Origin of the sequence: Metamycoplasma salivarium (assembly GCF_900660445.2) — a bacterium.
GTDB lineage: Bacteria > Bacillota_I > Bacilli_A > Mycoplasmatales > Metamycoplasmataceae > Metamycoplasma > Metamycoplasma salivarium.
The window spans coordinates 125,819-145,182 of record NZ_LR214938.2; the positions used below are offsets into that span (position 1 = coordinate 125,819).

Genomic DNA, 19,364 nt, shown 5'->3' on the forward strand with positions numbered 1-19,364 from the left:
ATAATTAAAATAATAAATATTAAAGTTAAGGTATCATTTATTTTTCTTAGATAATAAATGTTTTTTAAAAGGGGTTAAAATGAAACAGATCTTTGCTGCTAATTTGTCTGCAATTAGAAAATTTGATGTTAAAAAATTACAATCATCAAAGCATTTTAAATTAATTAACAACTTATTAGATATAAAATCACGTGGAGATAATGCCACACTTTTTAGAGTATCAGATATTAACAGAGATTTAAAAAAAGTTGTTGGAATTAAAAACCTACAAGAAATTTTTAATAATGTCAAATTTAAAATTCCTTTAAAAACTTCAACAAATGGTAATACAAAATGAATTAGAACATTAAGAAATGTCCATGACAAATATGGATTTTATTTATGAGCTAAACAATTTGATTATTTTTTAACTCCAAGAATGCTAAATAACATTGAAAATAATGAAACTAAATGAATTGAAACTTATAAGAAAGAAATTATTCAAGATAATGAAAATTTCTTAAAACAATGAAAATTAAGTGCTAAAAAAGTTGAAGAAATTTATGCAGAAACTAACATTTGACCTTTGTTTATTGGAACATATTTTTTAAAGTTTAGAAAAGATGATGCTTATTTATATGCACCTTTAGTTTTAAAAGCAGTTAAAATCACATTTTCAGAAAATGATGCTTTTATTGAAAACATGGACGAAAACATTATCATCAATGAGAAAATTAAATATTTAATTGAACAACACAGTGATTTTAAATTGCCTATTTTAGTTGATGGTGAAGATGTTACCTTATCTGAAGCTTTAATCTCGTTAGATAAGATTGACAAAAGATTTATGCCCCGCAGTGATGGTCATAAAATTTGCTTTGAACCTTTTGAAGAATTAAACAAAAGTGATTTTCAAAACACAGCAACTATTGAACTTATGCCTGGAACTTGTTTAATTACATGTAATTCCGGGGGTACAAAATTAAGAGAAGCTGTCATTAATTTAATTGCTAATGACAAAATTGATAAATTAATTCGAATTGATGATTTAAAAGATTATGCTAAAGAAGCATATGAGAAGGCACTAGAAAAAAATAATATTGCACGTGTTACAGCATCAGATTTTTCGCAAGAAAAAGCAATTATTGGAACAATATCAAATTCAGCAATCATTATAGGGCCTCCAGGGACTGGAAAATCTCAAACTATTGCTAATATCTTAGTAAACATTGCTAAAGAAAATAAAAAAGCATTATTTATTTCACAAAAAAAAGTAGCTTTAGATGTTGTTTTAAAAAGACTTGGTAAATATCAAAACATGCTATTTCAATTTTCAGAAACTGCTAAAGTTACTCAAGGTGAAAAAGAATATTTTTATAAACCTATTATTGAATATTTTAAACAAATTAATGAGATTCAAGCTCCTTCTAATTTAAAAAATTACAACTCAAGTTTCTTTACTAAACCTGAAATTAATTATTTAAAAACCAAAACGGAATTAGGTGAGTTTTTTGTTAAAGACTTAGATGCTTATAATGATTTAAAATCAAAAGCAAATCCATCTAAGAGTGCAGAAATATTATTAAAATTCTATAAACTTTACAACAAATTTGCATCTAAAAATGAATTTCTAACTTTCTTTAATAACTATAAAAAATGGCCTCGTAAGAAAATTGCCATTAAAACTGGTTATTTAAAAACAAAAGATACAATTTGGAAATTATTATCACCAAAATTTTTATGTAAATGACATTTAACTAAAAAAATTACTAAACTTTATAAAAAATATCTAAGCAAATTTGACATTGAAGATTTAGTTCAAATGTCTAACTTCATCAGGTTAAATGCTTTTATTGAATTTGATAAAAAAGAAAAAGAATATGAAAAATTCTTAAGCACAAGAAAATTAAGCAATACAACTCCTGAACTTTTAGAAGCAATTTACAATAATTGTGCTTTTTATGCAAAACAAAGACTTGATAAATACCGTCAAAAAGGTGAATATGAACGTCAAAAATTAAACCAATTTTTTGGCCGTTTAGAAAGAAAAATAAACCCTCCATATATTATCACTTCACTATTTGAAGACATTATCAAAGAAGTTTATAACATCTTTGTCGGAACTCCTGAAGTTTTAGGAAACTTTGTCAATTTTGACAAAGATAAATATGATTATGTAATTTTTGATGAAGCATCTCAAATTTATATTGAAAAAGCAATTCCTTTTATTTCTGTTGCAAACAAAGTTATTGTTGCTGGTGATAACCAACAAATGCAACCATCAAACTGGTTTTCAACTCGTGATGAAAGTGATGATGAATATAGTGAAGAAGAAATTACTTCATTATTAGATTGAGCAATTCATAATCATTTACCTAAATATGTCTTGGAAATGAACTACCGTTCAAATTCCTCAGAACTTGTTCTATTTTCAAGCAAAGAATTTTATGATTCTAATTTAAAGGGGCTTGACAGTTTTAATGTTAAAGAAAAAACAAGTATTGATGTAATCAATGTTAAAGGTATCTGAGAAGATAATCGTAACAAAATTGAATGTACTAAGATGATTAGTGTTTGCGAAAAATATTTAAACAAATATGAATCAATTATTTTACTTGCATTTAATAGAAAGCAACAAGATTATATTCGTGAACAAATTGTTTTAACGTCTCCTAAAATATTTGCAGCTTTAGAAGATAAAGTAATTTTAAGAAATATTGAAAATATCCAAGGTGATGAAGCTGATTTAGTTATAGCATCAGTAGGTTATACCTCAAAAACTTCACTTCATGCAACATATATAGGTTCTAAAAAAGGAAGAAATGCCTTAAATGTTGCAATTACAAGAGCAAAAGATAAAATGATTGTTATAAAATCAATTTCAGCTAATGAAATAGATCCTAAAAACGATAATTTAATGACATTTAAAAAATGATTAGCTTATATTGAATTAAATAGCGACAAAAAGAAAAAATATGCTTCAATTGTTCAAGATGAATCAACAAACACAATGTTAGAAAAATCTCATTTTGTGTTTGAACTTACAAATTGATTAAAAGATCAACAATTTGCAAAAAATATTGACTTAGAATTAAATTACTGCATTGGCTCTTACACTGTTGATATCGCTTTATTTGATAATAAGAAGAAAACATTTTTATTAGGTTTAACAATTGACGACTCAACAAATGCTGATAATGTCGATAATTTCATTTCAGAACGGATTAAAAACGATTTTATGTCTGTTAAAGGATATCCAATTTATCGGATCTCTAAATTTAGATTTAGTGATGAAAAACAAGCATTAGTTAAATTTATTACTGCTTTATTAACCAAATAATTTAGTTGTTTAACCTTAGTTATTAAAAAAATGATTTGTAATTCTTTATAATTTAATTGTCTAGATAGTTTTAGACATTGAAAAGTGTTAAATGTTAGAGAATATTAAGCTAGTAAACATTCCTAATTTATATATGCATATATATAACAAAGGTAATAAACAAACTTTGCAATAGCAATCAATTTTGCTATTGTTTTTTTATTCTTAGCTTTTTATACTTTCAATATATAAATAATTTAAATTAATTAATTTTTTTATCAAAAATCTATAAAGAAAGGTTGAAAATCAATGTTAAAAAGAAACAAAATTCTTTTGTCAACATTAGGTGTATTTGCCGCAATTGCACCAATTGCAATTATTTCAAGTAGTTGTAGTGAAAGAAGGATCAAAAAATACCTTAATAGTGTTGAATTAAAGGAATTTGAAAAAGAATATCATCTAGTGAAACCATCAAATATCAACGATGAAGATATTATTAAAAACCTGCCAAAATTACAAGATGGTTACACTGCGGAAGTTATTAAAAAAGAAGCAGACGATGAAAAAGGACATTAACAGTTACTTATAAAATCATTCACGCAAATAGCAAATTAGAAGTAACTAAAACTAAAACTTTTACCGGATTTAAAACTAATGCCGATGTGCAAAAAGACATCGAAGTTGCAAACCAAATTCTTGCTTTAAGAAAGAAATTTAATGATGAATTTGGAACACAATTTTCTTCATTTCCAGACAAAGATGAAAATGAAAAAGCTATTAAGTTTATTCAAGGTTACATTGATGAAATTAACAAAATTGACACCACAACTCTTGATGCAAATGTTTTAGCATGAGCAAGTGGTTTGAAATACAATTGAGAAATTCAAAAAGGTAACTATGAAAATGGTTTAAGATACTTGCTTGCAAACTTTGGTCGTGGACCTGCACGTACTTATATAGCTAACTCATTTTATTCTTCTAGTTTAGGTGTAAGTAGCCAAGATATGGCAATTAAGTGATATAACACCTTAAAAGAAGCTATCGAACAAAAAATTGTACCTTCAAAAATTTTCATCAAAAATAATATTGCCGCATTTTTGAAAAACAAATACGCTGCTAAATTAAATGCGTTTTTAAGTGGCTCTGAAGAAACAAAAACTGTTAAAGATTTAATTGGATTTGATAGAACCAAAGCAGAATCTTCATATACAAGCCAAGATTATATTGATAGATTCTATGACTATTATGTTAATGAATATTACAAAGCAAGTGAATATTGTAAGGGTGAAGATATTCAAGATTTAGCAATTTCTAAAAAAGAAATTGCTAAACACAAAGAACTTGAAAATATTATTGAAATCAAACATAATGGAACATATACAAAAATATATGGTTTAGGTTTAACTGAAAAAGATTTAAATGAAAAGAAAGCAGGATTAGGTTATATTCCTGGTAAACCAAATGGTTTGACTGGTAAACAAATTTATCAACAAATTTTAAAAGCCAATACAACATCAAATCTAACTGATGATCAAGTTAATAAAAAGGGTGTTGATTCTACTAAATCGTCAGTTGAAAACATGAAAACAATTGCTAATGCTACCGCTGATTTGATCGCAGGAAAAGGTAAAGATTGAACTTCTAAAATTAAATATGATGCTGATGGAATAGGAACAGGTACACCTCAAGAACTTACATTAGAAATTAGAAAAAATGGCCAAATTAGTTTAGAAAACTTTAATAAGTGGTTAAATGCAGAAGATTTCTTCTTTGGTCGTGAAGATGCAAGTTACTATACTGATGAACATAAAAAAGAACTTGACGATGACCCTAATTTAAAAAATGCTCACACCGAACTTACAACATTTGGTTACGATTTTCTTAAATCAAGTAGCAATCCATATGGAAGCATTACAAATTCGCAATTCTACTATGGTGCTTTAGAAGCATTTAAAGGTTATGAACAATTTAAGAAAACTACTCAATCATATGGTAGAACATTCTTTTCAAAAAATGTTCCTGATTACAATATCCAAACATATCAATATGCTGAAAGAGAATATGAAGGAGTTGGAGCATATAGTTCTGCAGTACAAAAATTTATGTTTAACTGTGATCCATATTATAGTTTACCAAAATGGTCTGTAACATCATTTGCAAACCATGAAAGTATGATGGGACACCATAATCAACTTATGTATGCACAACACCATTTAGCACAAATTGATGGAAAAAGTTTAGGAGCTAGAACATTTAACTATACCTCATATATTGAAGGATGAGCTTTATTTATGGAATGATTTGGTATTGAAGCTGGATTCTATGGAACTCCTGATTATGCAAGCACAAATTACTATGCAATGCCAAAAGACTTTAGCTTTGCCAAGGGTATTACATCATTTGCAAATGCTGATAATGTTTCAAAGCCTGAAATTATTGATCAAATCAAAAAACTACATGGTGGAGTTTATTGAAATAAAGTTGCTCAAATCACTGACTATACAAATAAAGATGAACAACATGCTCGTGATGCTATTAAATTAGCTAACATGTTACAATACTTTGGTGCATTAAATGAAGCACAATTACGTAACATGCGTTTAGCAGTTGACACTGCATACCATGGCGTAAGTGTTCAAGGAAATTCAGAATTGGAAAGTGGAATTTCAATCAAACAAGCTAGAGAATATATGTCTAAAAACTCTGCTTTAGGTATTGGTGATATTACATCAGAATCTAAACGTTACTTCAATTATGTAGGTCAAGCTACTTCATATAACTCAGGTAAAGAAGTATTTTTAGACCTATACAAGAAAGTTCATGAAAAATTAGGATTAACAAGAGAACAATTTATTAATGCTAAAAATGAACTAGGTGAACATGGTGAGATTAAGAAATTCTTTGACTGATTATTAAGAAATAGTGCCTTGCCTATTGGAACTATTGAAGAAGTAATTTCAAGAGTTTATGGTCTAAAATAACACTCTAAATTAGAAAATGAGGGAATAAAACTTCCTTCATTTTTTGTTAAAAAAACAAATTGTTATAAGAAAGTTATGAATTTCAATTTTTAGTTTTAGCCTTTTATTATAATTAAATAGTCTATTAAATTTTTAGACGTTAGAAGTGCTAAATGTTACAGAATATTAGGCTAATAGCCATTAATTTAAAATATAACAAATACATAATATAAAAGCCTTGCAATAGCAATCCATATTTGTTATTACTTTTTATTTTTCTTAACTTTTTCACTTCAATATATACAAACAAATTAAATTAATTTTTGTATAAAAAAACAAATAAGAAAGGTCAAAAAAACTAATGTTAAAAAGGAATAAAATTCTTTTATCAGCAGCAGGTGTTTTTGCGTCAATTGCACCAATTGCAATTATTTCAAGTAGTTGTAGTGAAAAAAGAATTAAAAAATATCTTAATAGCGTTGAAATAAAAGATTTTGAAAAACAATATCACTTAGTAAAACCATCAGATATTAGCAATGAAGATATTATCAAAAATTTACCAAAATTGCAAGATGGTTACACTGCAGAAGTTATCAAAAAAGAAGCTGATGATGCTAAAGGAACATTAACTGTTACTTACAAAGTTATTCACGCAGAAACCAAATTAGAATCTACTAAAACTAAAACTTTTACTGGATTTAAAACAAATGCTGATGCTACAAAAGATATTGAAGTTGCAAAGCAAATTATTGATTTAAAAAATAAATTTGAACAAGAATTTGGCGCAAACATTTCTTCTTTCCCAACTAAAGAAGAAAATGAAAAAGCAATTACTTTAATTCAAAAATACATTGACGAAATTAATAAAATTGATACTTCAAAATTAGACACTAATGTTGTTGCATGAGCAAGTGGTTTGAAATACAACTGAGAAATTCAACAAGGTAATTATAAAAATGGCCTTAGATATTTACTTGCCTCATTTTATTGAGGTGCATCAAGTACATATGTTGCAAACTCATTCTATGGTAATATTGGTCTTCATGATGCGAAAACTGCTAAAAAATGATACGATGCATTAAAAGATGCTATTGCAGAAAAAATTGTTCCATCAAAAATTTTCATTAAAAACAATATTCAATGAATAATGAGAAATATTTATGCAAGCAAATTAAGCGCATTTCTAAATGGAACCGATGAAACTAAAACGGTTAAAGAAATAATTGGTTTTGATAGAACAAAATCTGAGGCCAGTTACACAAAACAAGATTGAATTGATAGATTTTATGACTTGTATGTTGATGAATATTACAAAGCAAGTGAATATGGTGAAGGTGAAAACATTCCTGAACTTAAAATTTCTAAGTCAAAAATTGCTGGGCTTGATGAAAAAGAACAAATTATTGAAATTGAAAACAAAAAAGTCTATGGACTTGGATTAACAGATAAAGATTTAAACCAAAAAAATGCTGGTTTAGGTTACATTCCTGGAAAACCTGGACAATTGACTGGTAAAGAAATTTATGCACAAATTTTAAAAATGAATACTACATCTGATTTAACTGATGATGAAGTTAATAAAAAAGGTATCAATACTACAAAATCTGCAGAAGACAATATGAAAACTATTGCTAATGAAGTTGCAGATTTAATTGCGGGCAAAGGCAAAGATTGATCTGCAACAGTTGATTATGATAGTGATGGTTTAGGCCCTGACCCTGTCAAAGAAGTAACATTTAAAATCAGAGAAAATGGTCAAGTTAACTTAACAGAATTTAATAAATGATTAAATGCAGAAGACTTCTTCTTTGGTAGAGAAAAGAAAGAATACTATACTCAAGAATTAAAGAAGAGTTTAGAAGATGACCCTAATTTAAAAAATGCTCGTGCTGAATTAACTAAATTTGGTTATGATCATTTAAAAGGTGACAACACTGCTTACAATAGCATTACAAATGATCAATTCTACTACGGTGCTTTAGAAGCATTTAAAGGCTATGAACAATTTAAGAAAACCACACAAGAATATGGTAGAACATTCTTCCCTAAAGAAGTTCCTGACTATGATATTCAAACCTACAATTATTCAGATAGAGCTGATGAAGGTGTTGGTGCATATAGCTCTAATGTAATGAAATTTATGTTTAATGCTGATCCATATTACAGCTTACCAAAATGATCTGTAACATCATTTGCAAACCATGAAAGTATGATGGGACACCACAACCAAATTATGTATGCTCAAAGACATTTAGCAAAAATTGATGGAAAAAATCTAGGTGCCGATACATTCGACTATACATCATATGTTGAAGGATGAGCATTATTTATGGAATGATTTGGTATTGAAGCTGGATTTTATGGAACTCCAGATTATGCAAGCAAAAATTATTATGGAATGCCTAAAGACTTTAGCTTTGCTAAAGGTATTACATCATTTGCAAATGCTGATAATGTTTCAAAACCTGAAATTATTGACCAAATTAAGAAATTACATGGTGGAGTTTACTGAAGCAAAGTTGCTCAACTTAACAAATACGATGGTAAAGATGAACAACATGCTAGAGATGCTATTAAATTAGCTAACATGTTGCAATACTTTGGTGCATTAAACGAAGCACAACTACGTAACATGCGTTTAGCAGTTGACACTGCATACCATGGTGCTGGTGTAACTAAGAGTGGAGAATTAGATAAAGGTATCTCAATGAAAGAAGCTAGAGAATATATGCATAAAAACTCAGCTTTAGGTTTTGGAGATATTACCTCTGAATCAAGACGTTACTTCAACTATGTTGGCCAAGCTACTTCATATAACTCAGGTAAAGAAGTATTCTTAGACTTATACAAGAAAGTTCATGAAAAATTAGGATTAACAAGAGAACAATTTATTAATGCTAAAAATGAACTAGGTGAACATGGTGAAATTAAGAAATTCTTTGACTGATTATTAAAGAACTCAGCATTACCTATGGGAACTATTGAAGAAGTAATTTCAAGAGTTTACGGCTTAAAATAATATTTTAAATTACAAAATGAGGGAACTAAAATTCCTTCATTTTTGTTATTTTTTGTTCATTAATCTACAAATTTCTTATATTACAAAATGCAGTTTATTATAATTAAATAGTCTAACATAGACAAATAGATAAGTGAATGATAAAAAATAACATTAGGAAGATAGCAAGTTTGTATCACAAACTAAATATAAATTCCTGTCAATAGCAGCTAATTTTGCTATTGATTTTTATTTTTTATAGACTAACTTTTTTTGATTTTTAACATTTTAATAATAAATATGAAAGGAATTAAATAACTAGTTTATGTTAAAAAGAAACAAAATTCTTTTATCAGCTGCTGGTATTTTTGCTAACTTAATGCCATTAGCTGCAATTTCAGCAAGGTGTGGTAGACTTACTGAAAGTGAAAAACAAGCGCAAAATGTTGTTACATTAAAGGACAAATTTAACAAGGAATTTAAAGAAAAATTCCCAATTCCATTTCCTGATGCCAAAGAAAATGAAGAAATTATTAAATTTATTCAAAGTTACATTGATGAAATTAACAAAATTAATACAACTAATTTAGATAATGACGTTGTTGCATGAATTAATGGGCTTAAATATAACTGAGAAGTACAACAAGGCAATTATAAAAACGGTCTTAGATATTTATTTAGTTCATTTGATGCAGGACCTTCTGATACTTATGTTGCAAATGCATTTGAAGAAAATATTTTGCTTGATAATGAAGAAGCAAAAGACAAAGCTGAAACTGATGCTAAAAAAGAAATTGCTAAAAGATGATATGATGCTGCTAAAGAAGCAGTTGGCAAAAATCTTGTTCCTTCGAAATTGTTTATTAAAAACAATGTAACTTCATTTTTAAGCAACTTATATGCTAAAAAACTTGAAGAATTTTTAAATAGTTCTAAAACAGAAATTACTGTTAAAGAATTAATTGGTTTTAATTCAACAAAAGCTGAAAAAGATTATACCTTACAAGATTATGTAGATAGATTCTATGACTATTATGTTTCAGAATACTATAAAGCAAGCACTTTTGGTAAAGGTCAAGATCTTGCTGAACTAAAATTGTATAAAGCCAAACAATCTACGATCGATGAAAAAGAAAATATTTTAGAATTTAAAGCAACTGATGGAACTTATAAACAAGTTTATGGTTTGGGTTTAACTGATAAAGATTTAAGTCAAGATAAAGCCGGAATTGGATATATTCCTGGAAAAGCTGGTGGACTTACTGGTAAAGACATTTACAAGCAAATTCTAAAAATGTGTACAACTTCAGAATATACAGACCAACAAGTATATGACAAGGGCGTTACTTCAACAAAATCTGCTGCTACGAATATGGAAACAATTGCAAATGCAATTGCTGATTTAATTAAAGGCAAAGATGAAGATTGAACTACTACCATTAAATATGACGAAGATGGTCTAGGTTCAGCAAATGTTGCTGATAAAACTTTAAACATTAGAAAAGATAAAAAAATTAATCTTCCTGATTTTTACAAATGATTAAACTCAGAAGATTTCTTCTTTGGAAGAGAAGATAGTTCATATTATTCAGCAGATTACAAAAAACAATTAGAACAAGATCCTGTTTTGGCTAAAGGACGTACATTCTTAACTGATTTAGGCTATGATCATCTTAAATCAAGTACAAAACAATATGGTTCAATTACTGAACAACAATTCTACTATGGTGCTTTAGAAGCATTTAAAGGTTATGAACAATTTAAGAAAACCACAATGGATTATGGACGTTCATTTTTTGGTAACAAAGTTCCTGACTATGATATTCAAACATATGAATATGCAAAAAGATCTATTGTTGGAGTTGGTGCTGAAGATCCAGAAAACAAGAGATTTTCATTTAACTGTGACCCATATTATAGCTTACCAAAATGATCTGTAACATCATTTGCTAACCATGAAAGCATTATGGGACACCACAACCAATTTATGTATGCTGATAATTTCTTAGCTAAAGTTGGTGGAGTTAACTTAGGACCTAGAACATTCAACTATACTTCATATATAGAAGGTTGAGCATTGTTTATGGAATGATTTGGTATTGAAGCTGGATATTATGGAACTCCAGACTATACAAGTGATGATTATTATGCAATGCCTAAAGACTTTAGCTTTGCTAAAGGCATTACTTCTTTCGCAACTGCTGATAATGTATCAAAACCTGAAGTTATTGAACAAATCAAAAACTTACACGGTGGAGTTTATTGAAATAAAGTTGCAGAAACTAATAAATATACAGATAAAGATGAAGACCATGCAAAAGCAGCAATTAAATTAGCTAATATGTTGCAATATATTGGTGCTTTAAATGAAGCACAACTACGTAACATGCGTTTAGCAGTAGATACTGCATACCATGGAGGTACTGTTGCAGGAAATAGCGATTTACCAGCAGGTGCATCAATTAAGCAAGCAAGAGATTATATGACCAAAAACTCAGCTTTAGGTATTGGTGATATTACATCAGAATCTAAACGTTACTTCAACCTTGCAGGTCAAGCTACCTCATATAATTCAGGTAAAGAAGTGTTTATGGATCTATATAAGAAAATTCATAACAAAATTGGATTAACAAGAGAACAATTCATAAATCAAGTTACTCCTGAATTCAAAGAACATGGACAAATTAAGAAATTCTTTGACTTAATTTTAAGAAATAGTGCATTACCAATGGGTGCTATTGAAGAAATTATGAAAAGAGTTTACGGAATATAATTCCTAATTTACTAATTAGAAGATTCATATGCAAAAGCATATGGATTTTTAATTATTTTGCTAATTATTAAGCGGATTTTAACACATGTTTAGCATATAATAGTTATTAATAAATTTAATTATAAGGAGATTAATTTATGTCAGAAAATTTATTAAAAGATTATTGCAAGAAAATTGACGATCTAGCACCTGCTACATTTAATGAAGATCAAAAAATTCTTGCTAAGAAAATCTTAAGAAAAGCAGATGAAAGAGACTTACAAAATATTTTTCAAATGCTAATTCAAAGAATTAAAATTGGTTTTACATTTGATGTTGCACCAACATACCAAAAAGAAGATGAAGAAAGCGTTGCATTATTAAGAAAAGACGAACAAAGATCTTTTGAAAACTATGAAAATACTTCCAATATAGAAAATACATTAATTATTGGCGAAAACTATGATGCTTTAAAAAACCTTTTGGTTATCGAGAGAGAGAGAGAGAGAGTTCATCGCATAGCGATGCATATTACGATGTAATTTATATTGACCCTCCTTATAATACAGAATCAGCAAAAGATGATGGAAACCATTTAGCTGATGAAAAATCAGATATAGCACCTTCAAAATTTGTTTATCGTGACAAATTTAGTCGTAATGGTTGATTAAATATGTTAAATGAACGTTTAAGATTGGCAAAACAACTCTAAAAGATGATGGAGTAATTTTTGTATCACTTGATGATAACGAACAAGCTTATCTAAAAATATTAATGGACGAAATATTTGGAGAAGAAAATTTTGTTTCGAATATTGTTTGAGTAAAAAAATGAGGTCCCGGCGGAAATACATCATTTGATTATTCTATTGTTAAAAACACAGAATATATTTTGTGTTATGCTAGAAACATTAATAATAGAAATTTTGGTTATTTAATACATAATGAAGAAAAATTAAAAAAATTAGGATATACAAACAAAGATAAATATTTCGATGAAAGAGGTTATTACAAACTCACTTTTCTCTTCCGTCCCTCATCAACAGGGAGTTTTCAATATATCAAATCATTGGATTATCCAATTTTGGCTCCAGACGGAACTGAGTTTAATTTGCATGTTAATAAACACAAGCCAGAAAGTGGGTGTTATACATGGGGTTATGACGCTTATAAGATAGGAAATAAATTAGGATTTATAGAAGTCAAAAAGAATGATAAGGACGAGTGAGTCGCCTTTAGAAAACAATATCAATTTGTAAAATTTGATCCTAAAAGCAAACAAATTAGAAGAGTTATGGCAGGACAGGAATTTGAAAACATTATTGATAATATATTTTCGCAAGAAGGAGGCGCTGATATTGTTAAAATTTTTTCGGATAAAAATAAATTTGATTTCCCTAAACCAACTAATTTAATAAAATACATTTTAAAAATGTCATCAACTAAAAAAAATATAAAAATACTTGACTTCTATGCTGGTTCAGGAACAACAGGCCATGCCGTTATGGAATTAAACAAGGAAGATGGAGGAAATAGAACATATACATTAGTTACTAATAATGAAAATAATATTGGATACGATGTTTGCTATGAAAGAATATATAGAATTAATAATGGCATAGGAACAAAAGGCGAATCTTTTGAATGAACTAATAAGAATAAACCATATAAGCAAAATTTAAATGTCTTCAGTATTGAATATTACGATACTTCAATATTAAAAAAGAACGATAATGATTCAATTGCAAAGATTAAAAAAACTTTGGCTAAGGAAATTGAAGAATTTGGAATAACTCCTTCAACAAACTTTAATGTTGATATTTACTACGATTTATTATCGCTTAAACCTATTTTAAAGGAAGACAGATAGTATGCCTGGAAAATTAACAATTTATATTGGCCCAAATGGGTACGGGAAAACTACAAAACTAGAAACTGAGAAAGCAAGAATCGAAAAAACCGAATTAAATAATACGATATTTTTGCCTTCTGAGATACTATTGGAAGATGAATTAAAAGATCTGGAAAATAGCAAATCCATGGAATGTTTCTTAGAAGAAATATTTTTAACTCCGGAAAATATTAACGCCTTAAAAACACAAATTCAGCGAGAAGTAAATACTAATATATTAAACATAAAAAATGAAATAAATAGAATCATTGACAACGTATTAATATTAAATGATAGTACGAGAGAAGAGAATAAAGACTTTATATCACCGTCAACCAAAGGCATAGAATATAAAAAAGTTTTATCGATTGACAAAACTATATTTAAGCAAATGGGCAGTGGACAAAAAATGTTATTACTATTAGAATTTATTCTTCGCTCTAACAAAAACTATATTTTCTTGGATGAACCCGAAAAATATATGCAGCCCAGTTTAATAAAAATATTAGGAGAAAAAATTAGAAACTTGATCACACAAAACAAAAATGTTTATATTTCGACACATTCTCCGAAATTATTGAGTTTTTTAGAATTTAATTTAGATTCAATAAATTTACTAAACGAAAAAAATGGTAATTGTAAAAAAATAGACTTAAATAAAATTCTAAATACTATAAATGAAAAAATAAACATACGGCAAAATGTACCAGAAAAGTTTAAAAAATATTTTGAGTTTGAAAACTTGCAAAAATCAATTTTACAAATGCATAGATATAACTTTTTTGATACTCTCTTTTCTAAGAAAGTAATACTTTGTGAAGGAATAAATGATAAGTTTTTTATTGAAAAACTTTTACGTGATAATAATAAACAATTTGAGGATTATGTTATTTTTCCCACTTTCGGAAAACCAAATATACCAATATTTCTTGAGATATTTAATAGTTTACATATTAATACGCAATTTTATTTTGATATGGATCCAAATTTAAAAGATGCACAAAAAAATGAATGAAATATGAAAATTAATAATTATTTTCATGAAAAATACTTTAATAAATATTATGGGTTTACTCCAAATATTGAAGAAGAACTTAATTTCCCAATAAAAAGGAAATCAAATACATTGGAATTTATTAATCATTTAGAAAAAATTTCATTTAGAAAATCAAAATATTTAATTCCCGATAGTGAAAAAACAATATCAAATAAGGATAACAATGAAACTAACTAGTACACAACAAAATGCAGTTAATGAATTAGTTAATGAATTTAATTTGAACGACAAAAATATTGTTTATTTTAAAGCGCCAACAGGCTCGGGTAAGACATTTATGATCGCAAATGTTATTAATGACATTACAAAAAAATATTTTGGTGAAAAATTATTATTTGTAATTGCAACATTATCATCTGCTGAACTTCCAAAACAAATGGAAAATAATCTAAATTACTATAAGCATTATCTTGATTTTGGTGCATATCTAAATATAGAAAAAGTTGATTCTCCTTCAAATTCTAAAACTAGAAATAAGTCTGATGCGACTTATTCAATTATTGCAGAGAAAAATAAAGTGTTAGTTTTTGGCACATCATCTTTTGGTAAAAACAAAATTTTCACTGAAGAAGGTGTATTTGATGCATTTATTGATCAAATTAAAAATGAAGAATATAAACTTGTTTATATCAGAGATGAAGCACATTATGGTGGTGAAACTAATACTGCAAAATCAAAATATCTTGATTTATATAATGATAATATAGAAAATAACAAACAAATTGCATCTATAAAAGACAAGGCAATTAAATTTGAAGCCAAAATGCAACAAATTGCACAATATGTTATTAAAATGACAGCAACACCAAATAACAAGCAATTTAAACAAATTGTTATTACTGATAAAGATTTAGAGCAAGACAACATTAAACTTTTAAAACCAAATTATTGTCAAAATGAGGATATTAAAAGTTTAAATGCTGATATTCTTTCAAACAAAGATATTTTGGAAATCGCCTGCACTAAATTCAAAGAAATTAAATCAAAATATATTGATAAAATAAATGAGCCTTCATTAATCGGTATAAATCCTGCAATGCTAATTCAAGTTAGAAATAAACATACTAGCGAAATAACAGATAATCAATTTGATGAGGAAATAAATCAAATTATTTCAATACTTAAAAATAAAGGATTAACTTATGCAATTTACTTTGGCGATGATAAATCCTCAAACAAATTTGAACTAACAAATATTAGAGAAAAAATTGACTTAAAATCAATTTCACAAAATAATTCTGATATTGATGTCATTATTTTTAAAATTGGACCTGCTACTGGTTGAAATATCCCAAGAGCTTGTATGCTAGTGCAACTTAGAAATGTTTCATCGGATACTTTAAATGTGCAAACAATCGGAAGAATTAGGAGAAACCCTAATCCAAGCTTTCCAGATGATGAGCTTATGAAAATAAACCCAAATTCAATTTCTAAAAATTATTATGTTTATTCGAACTATGAAAAAAGTAATCGAGAATGAAGTTACTATATATTGCAAGATAAATTTAAACAAGATATTGAAGATTTTAAATTTTACAATGGTCAAATAAATAGGAATATTCTAAAAGAAACTGCGAATAATGAAAAATATAATCATGAAATTCTTGCATTAATTGACAAAAAACAAATTTTAAATTATATTCATGACGAATTAGAAAATGAATACAATAAAACACATAAATTAATCGCCACAAAAGAGCAAATTAAAGATAATAATGGAAATTATGTTGAAAGAGAAAAAAAGTTTTTAAGAAATGCTATCGAATTAGAAATGTATATAAATGAAATGTATAAAATCCATCAAAACTATATAAGTAAAACGACAATTAATAATATTAACTCTGCAATTGATAAATGGTGAAATATATTAGACAATGATAATGAGAAATATTCAAGAAATCTAATTTGATATGTTATTTTTAAATGTTATTTAAATGACGTTAAAAAACTGCATAAAAAAGCAATAGATATTAGAAAAAAAGAAAATCAAGGCTTGCAAGAATTTGAACTTATCGATGTTAAAAAGCTTCCATCTAATTCATATCAATGAAATACAAGCAACTTTATAGATATGTTAGATAGTAGCGATATTAAAACAACTGAAAAAGAGCTTAATTACGCATATGTAAATAGTGACAATAAAAGCAATAAGCATTATTTAGATAGTAATCCCGAACAGTTCTTATTAAATAAAATAAAAGATGAGTTTAAAGAATTATATGTAGACTACATTGACGAACCTAATAAATTTAATGAAGAAGTAAAAATTTGAACCAAGAATCCTACACTTCACGGTATTAATTATGAATATTATGAAAATGAATATGAAATCAAAAATTCATTTCCTGACATTATAATTAAATATAAAACGCATCAACTAATTATAGAAGTAAAGCAAGATAATGATGACCATAGCAATAATAATAAAATTGATAATTTACTGAATGCATATAAAAAATACATTGATGAAAAAAGAGAAACATTAGTATCAGATGATTTAACTTTATCAGTTGCCTTAGTAAGCCCTTCTCCTAATGAAAAGGTTAGATTTAAAGGTTATTCAACAAAACAAGAAATTAATGAATATTTAAACGGTCACAAAGAGTCTTCTTTCCATACATTTTTTAAAAAAATCCAAACTTATACAAAATAATTTTAAAAGCTAGCATTTAAACATTGTTAGCTTTTTAATTTAATAAAATTAAATTTACTATAGTCTTAATTAAGAATAATTCTTTTTATATTAAAATATATAAATAAAATTATTACCAGGTTATATTTAATTTTCTAATATTGAAAGAAGGATTTATGAAGACAAGATATATTTTCGTTACCGGTGGTGTAATTAGTGGAATTGGAAAAGGTGTTTGTGCCGCCTCTGTTGGATATTTATTAAAAAGTCATGGATATAGCGTTTTTTCAATGAAATTAGATCCATATTTAAATGTCACTCCTGGTCTTTTATCACCAATTGAACATGGTGAGGTTTATGTGACACAAGATGGTGCAGAAACTGATTTAGATTTAGGCTATTATGAAAGATTTATCGGAACTAATTTAACCTATGAATCTTCATATACTTCAGGTAAGCTTTATAAAAAATTAGCTGAAAAAGAACAGAATGGAGAATACAATGGTAAAACTTTACAAGTTGTTCCTCATTTCACTAATGAAATTCAAAATGTGATTTTAAACATTGAAAAAAATTACCATCCTGATTTTGCGATTATTGAAATTGGTGGGACTGTTGGAGATTTAGAAAGTAACCCATTTTTCTATGCAATTGCTCAACTTAGCTATATGTATCCTAAAAATGTTTATTTTATTCATGTTTCTTATTTACCGCAACTTGAAACAACACTTGATTATAAAACTAAACCTACACAACATTCAATTACAGTTTTAAGATCATTAGGAATTAACCCTAATATGATTTTTTTAAGATCTCATAAAAAGATTGATAAAGAATCTATTGAAAAAATTTCAAAAATTTCATTTGTTCAAACTAAAAATATTGTTAATATTCCTGATTTTAAAATCATTTATCAAATTCCACTTTATTTGCAAACTAAAAATATTGTTAAAAATATTTGCACACATTTTAATTTAAAAACTAATAATGCAAATTTGAGTAAATGGGAAGATTTTGTTAATAAACTTAAAGATAAAAACAGAATTGAAATTAATCTTGCAATGTGCGGAAAATATACCGCATTTGAAGATGCATACAAATCAATTAAAGAAGCTTTAGTAATTGCATCAGCTTATGAAAATGTTAAAATCAACTTTAAATGAATAGATTTAATTTCTTTAAAACAATCTGAAATCAAAGAAACATTAAATAAAGTTGATGGAATTATTCTTTTGCCAGGTAAAGGAATTGAAGGATGAGATAATGAAGTTTCCTGTGCAAAATATGCAAGAGAAAGCAATATCCCAACCTTAGGAATTTGCTGAGGATTTCAAGCAATGGCATATGAATTTGCTAAATCAATTAACAAAAATGTTAAGACCATTGAATTTGACGCATTAACTGATAAAAACAAAGATGATTTTATTAATGAAAAAGTAAAAACTTACAATGAAATTGATTATCCTGTAAGAATTGGAAATAGAAAAATTATCATTAATAAGAACACAAAAGCATATGAAATTTATAACAAATTAGTGATTGAAGAAAGACATAAACATAGATTTTGCATTAAACCCGAACTATTTAAAAAATATGAAAATGATGATGCAAAAATTTCTGCAACAAATGAAAATAAAAATATTTGTGAAATTTTTGAAATTACATCACATCCATTTTATATTGGTGTGCAATACCATCCAGAATATAATGTAAAACCTATACAACCTGAAAAACTTTTTACAAACTTTTTAATAGCATGCAAGAATGGAAAATAAAA

General features: G+C 27.1%; 10 protein-coding genes. All 10 read left to right on the top strand.

All coding sequences use genetic code 4. The features are described 5' to 3' along the window. Positions 1–79 precede the first annotated feature (79 nt). The 10 genes from EXC60_RS06005 to EXC60_RS06030 all read left to right on the top strand — a co-directional run bounded on the left by EXC60_RS06005 (position 80) and on the right by EXC60_RS06030 (position 19,362). Positions 80–3,319, top strand: coding sequence for an AAA domain-containing protein (locus EXC60_RS06005; RefSeq protein ID WP_024544042.1), 3,240 nt, complete (start codon positions 80–82; stop codon positions 3,317–3,319). Positions 3,320–3,607: 288 nt separating this feature from the next. Further along, positions 3,608–3,874, top strand: coding sequence for a Vmc-like lipoprotein signal peptide domain-containing protein (locus tag EXC60_RS00650; protein ID WP_129619846.1), 267 nt, complete (start codon positions 3,608–3,610; stop codon positions 3,872–3,874). A gap of 86 nt (positions 3,875–3,960) precedes the next feature. Continuing rightward, a complete protein-coding gene (locus tag EXC60_RS06010) occupies positions 3,961–6,279 on the top strand; it encodes a DUF885 family protein (protein ID WP_129619848.1) in 2,319 nt (772 codons plus the stop codon). Positions 6,280–6,619: 340 nt separating this feature from the next. After that, positions 6,620–9,277 carry a DUF885 family protein gene (locus tag EXC60_RS00660; protein ID WP_024544044.1) on the top strand — a complete coding sequence of 886 codons (2,658 nt, stop codon included), beginning with the start codon at positions 6,620–6,622 and terminating at the stop codon, positions 9,275–9,277. 304 nt (positions 9,278–9,581) lie between these two features. After that, a complete protein-coding gene (locus EXC60_RS06015) occupies positions 9,582–12,029 on the top strand; it encodes a DUF885 family protein (RefSeq protein ID WP_024544045.1) in 2,448 nt (815 codons plus the stop codon). A 137-nt stretch (positions 12,030–12,166) separates the two neighbouring features. Beyond that, positions 12,167–12,550 carry a hypothetical protein gene (locus EXC60_RS03750; RefSeq protein WP_241862323.1) on the top strand — a complete coding sequence of 128 codons (384 nt, stop codon included), beginning with the start codon at positions 12,167–12,169 and terminating at the stop codon, positions 12,548–12,550. 121 nt (positions 12,551–12,671) lie between these two features. Further along, positions 12,672–13,877, top strand: a complete 1,206-nt coding sequence (locus tag EXC60_RS06020; RefSeq protein WP_129619850.1) for a site-specific DNA-methyltransferase — start codon at positions 12,672–12,674, stop codon at positions 13,875–13,877. A 1-nt stretch (position 13,878) separates the two neighbouring features. After that, positions 13,879–15,132: an ATP-dependent nuclease gene (locus EXC60_RS06025; protein WP_024544048.1), complete on the top strand. Its 1,254-nt coding sequence runs from the start codon at positions 13,879–13,881 to the stop codon at positions 15,130–15,132. Further along, positions 15,119–17,608, top strand: a complete 2,490-nt coding sequence (locus EXC60_RS00685) for a DEAD/DEAH box helicase family protein (protein ID WP_024544049.1) — start codon at positions 15,119–15,121, stop codon at positions 17,606–17,608. The genes EXC60_RS06025 and EXC60_RS00685 overlap by 14 nt, the downstream gene beginning before the upstream one ends. 155 nt (positions 17,609–17,763) lie before the next feature. Beyond that, positions 17,764–19,362: a CTP synthase gene (locus EXC60_RS06030; RefSeq protein ID WP_024544050.1), complete on the top strand. Its 1,599-nt coding sequence runs from the start codon at positions 17,764–17,766 to the stop codon at positions 19,360–19,362. The last annotated feature ends 2 nt before the right edge of the window (positions 19,363–19,364 follow it).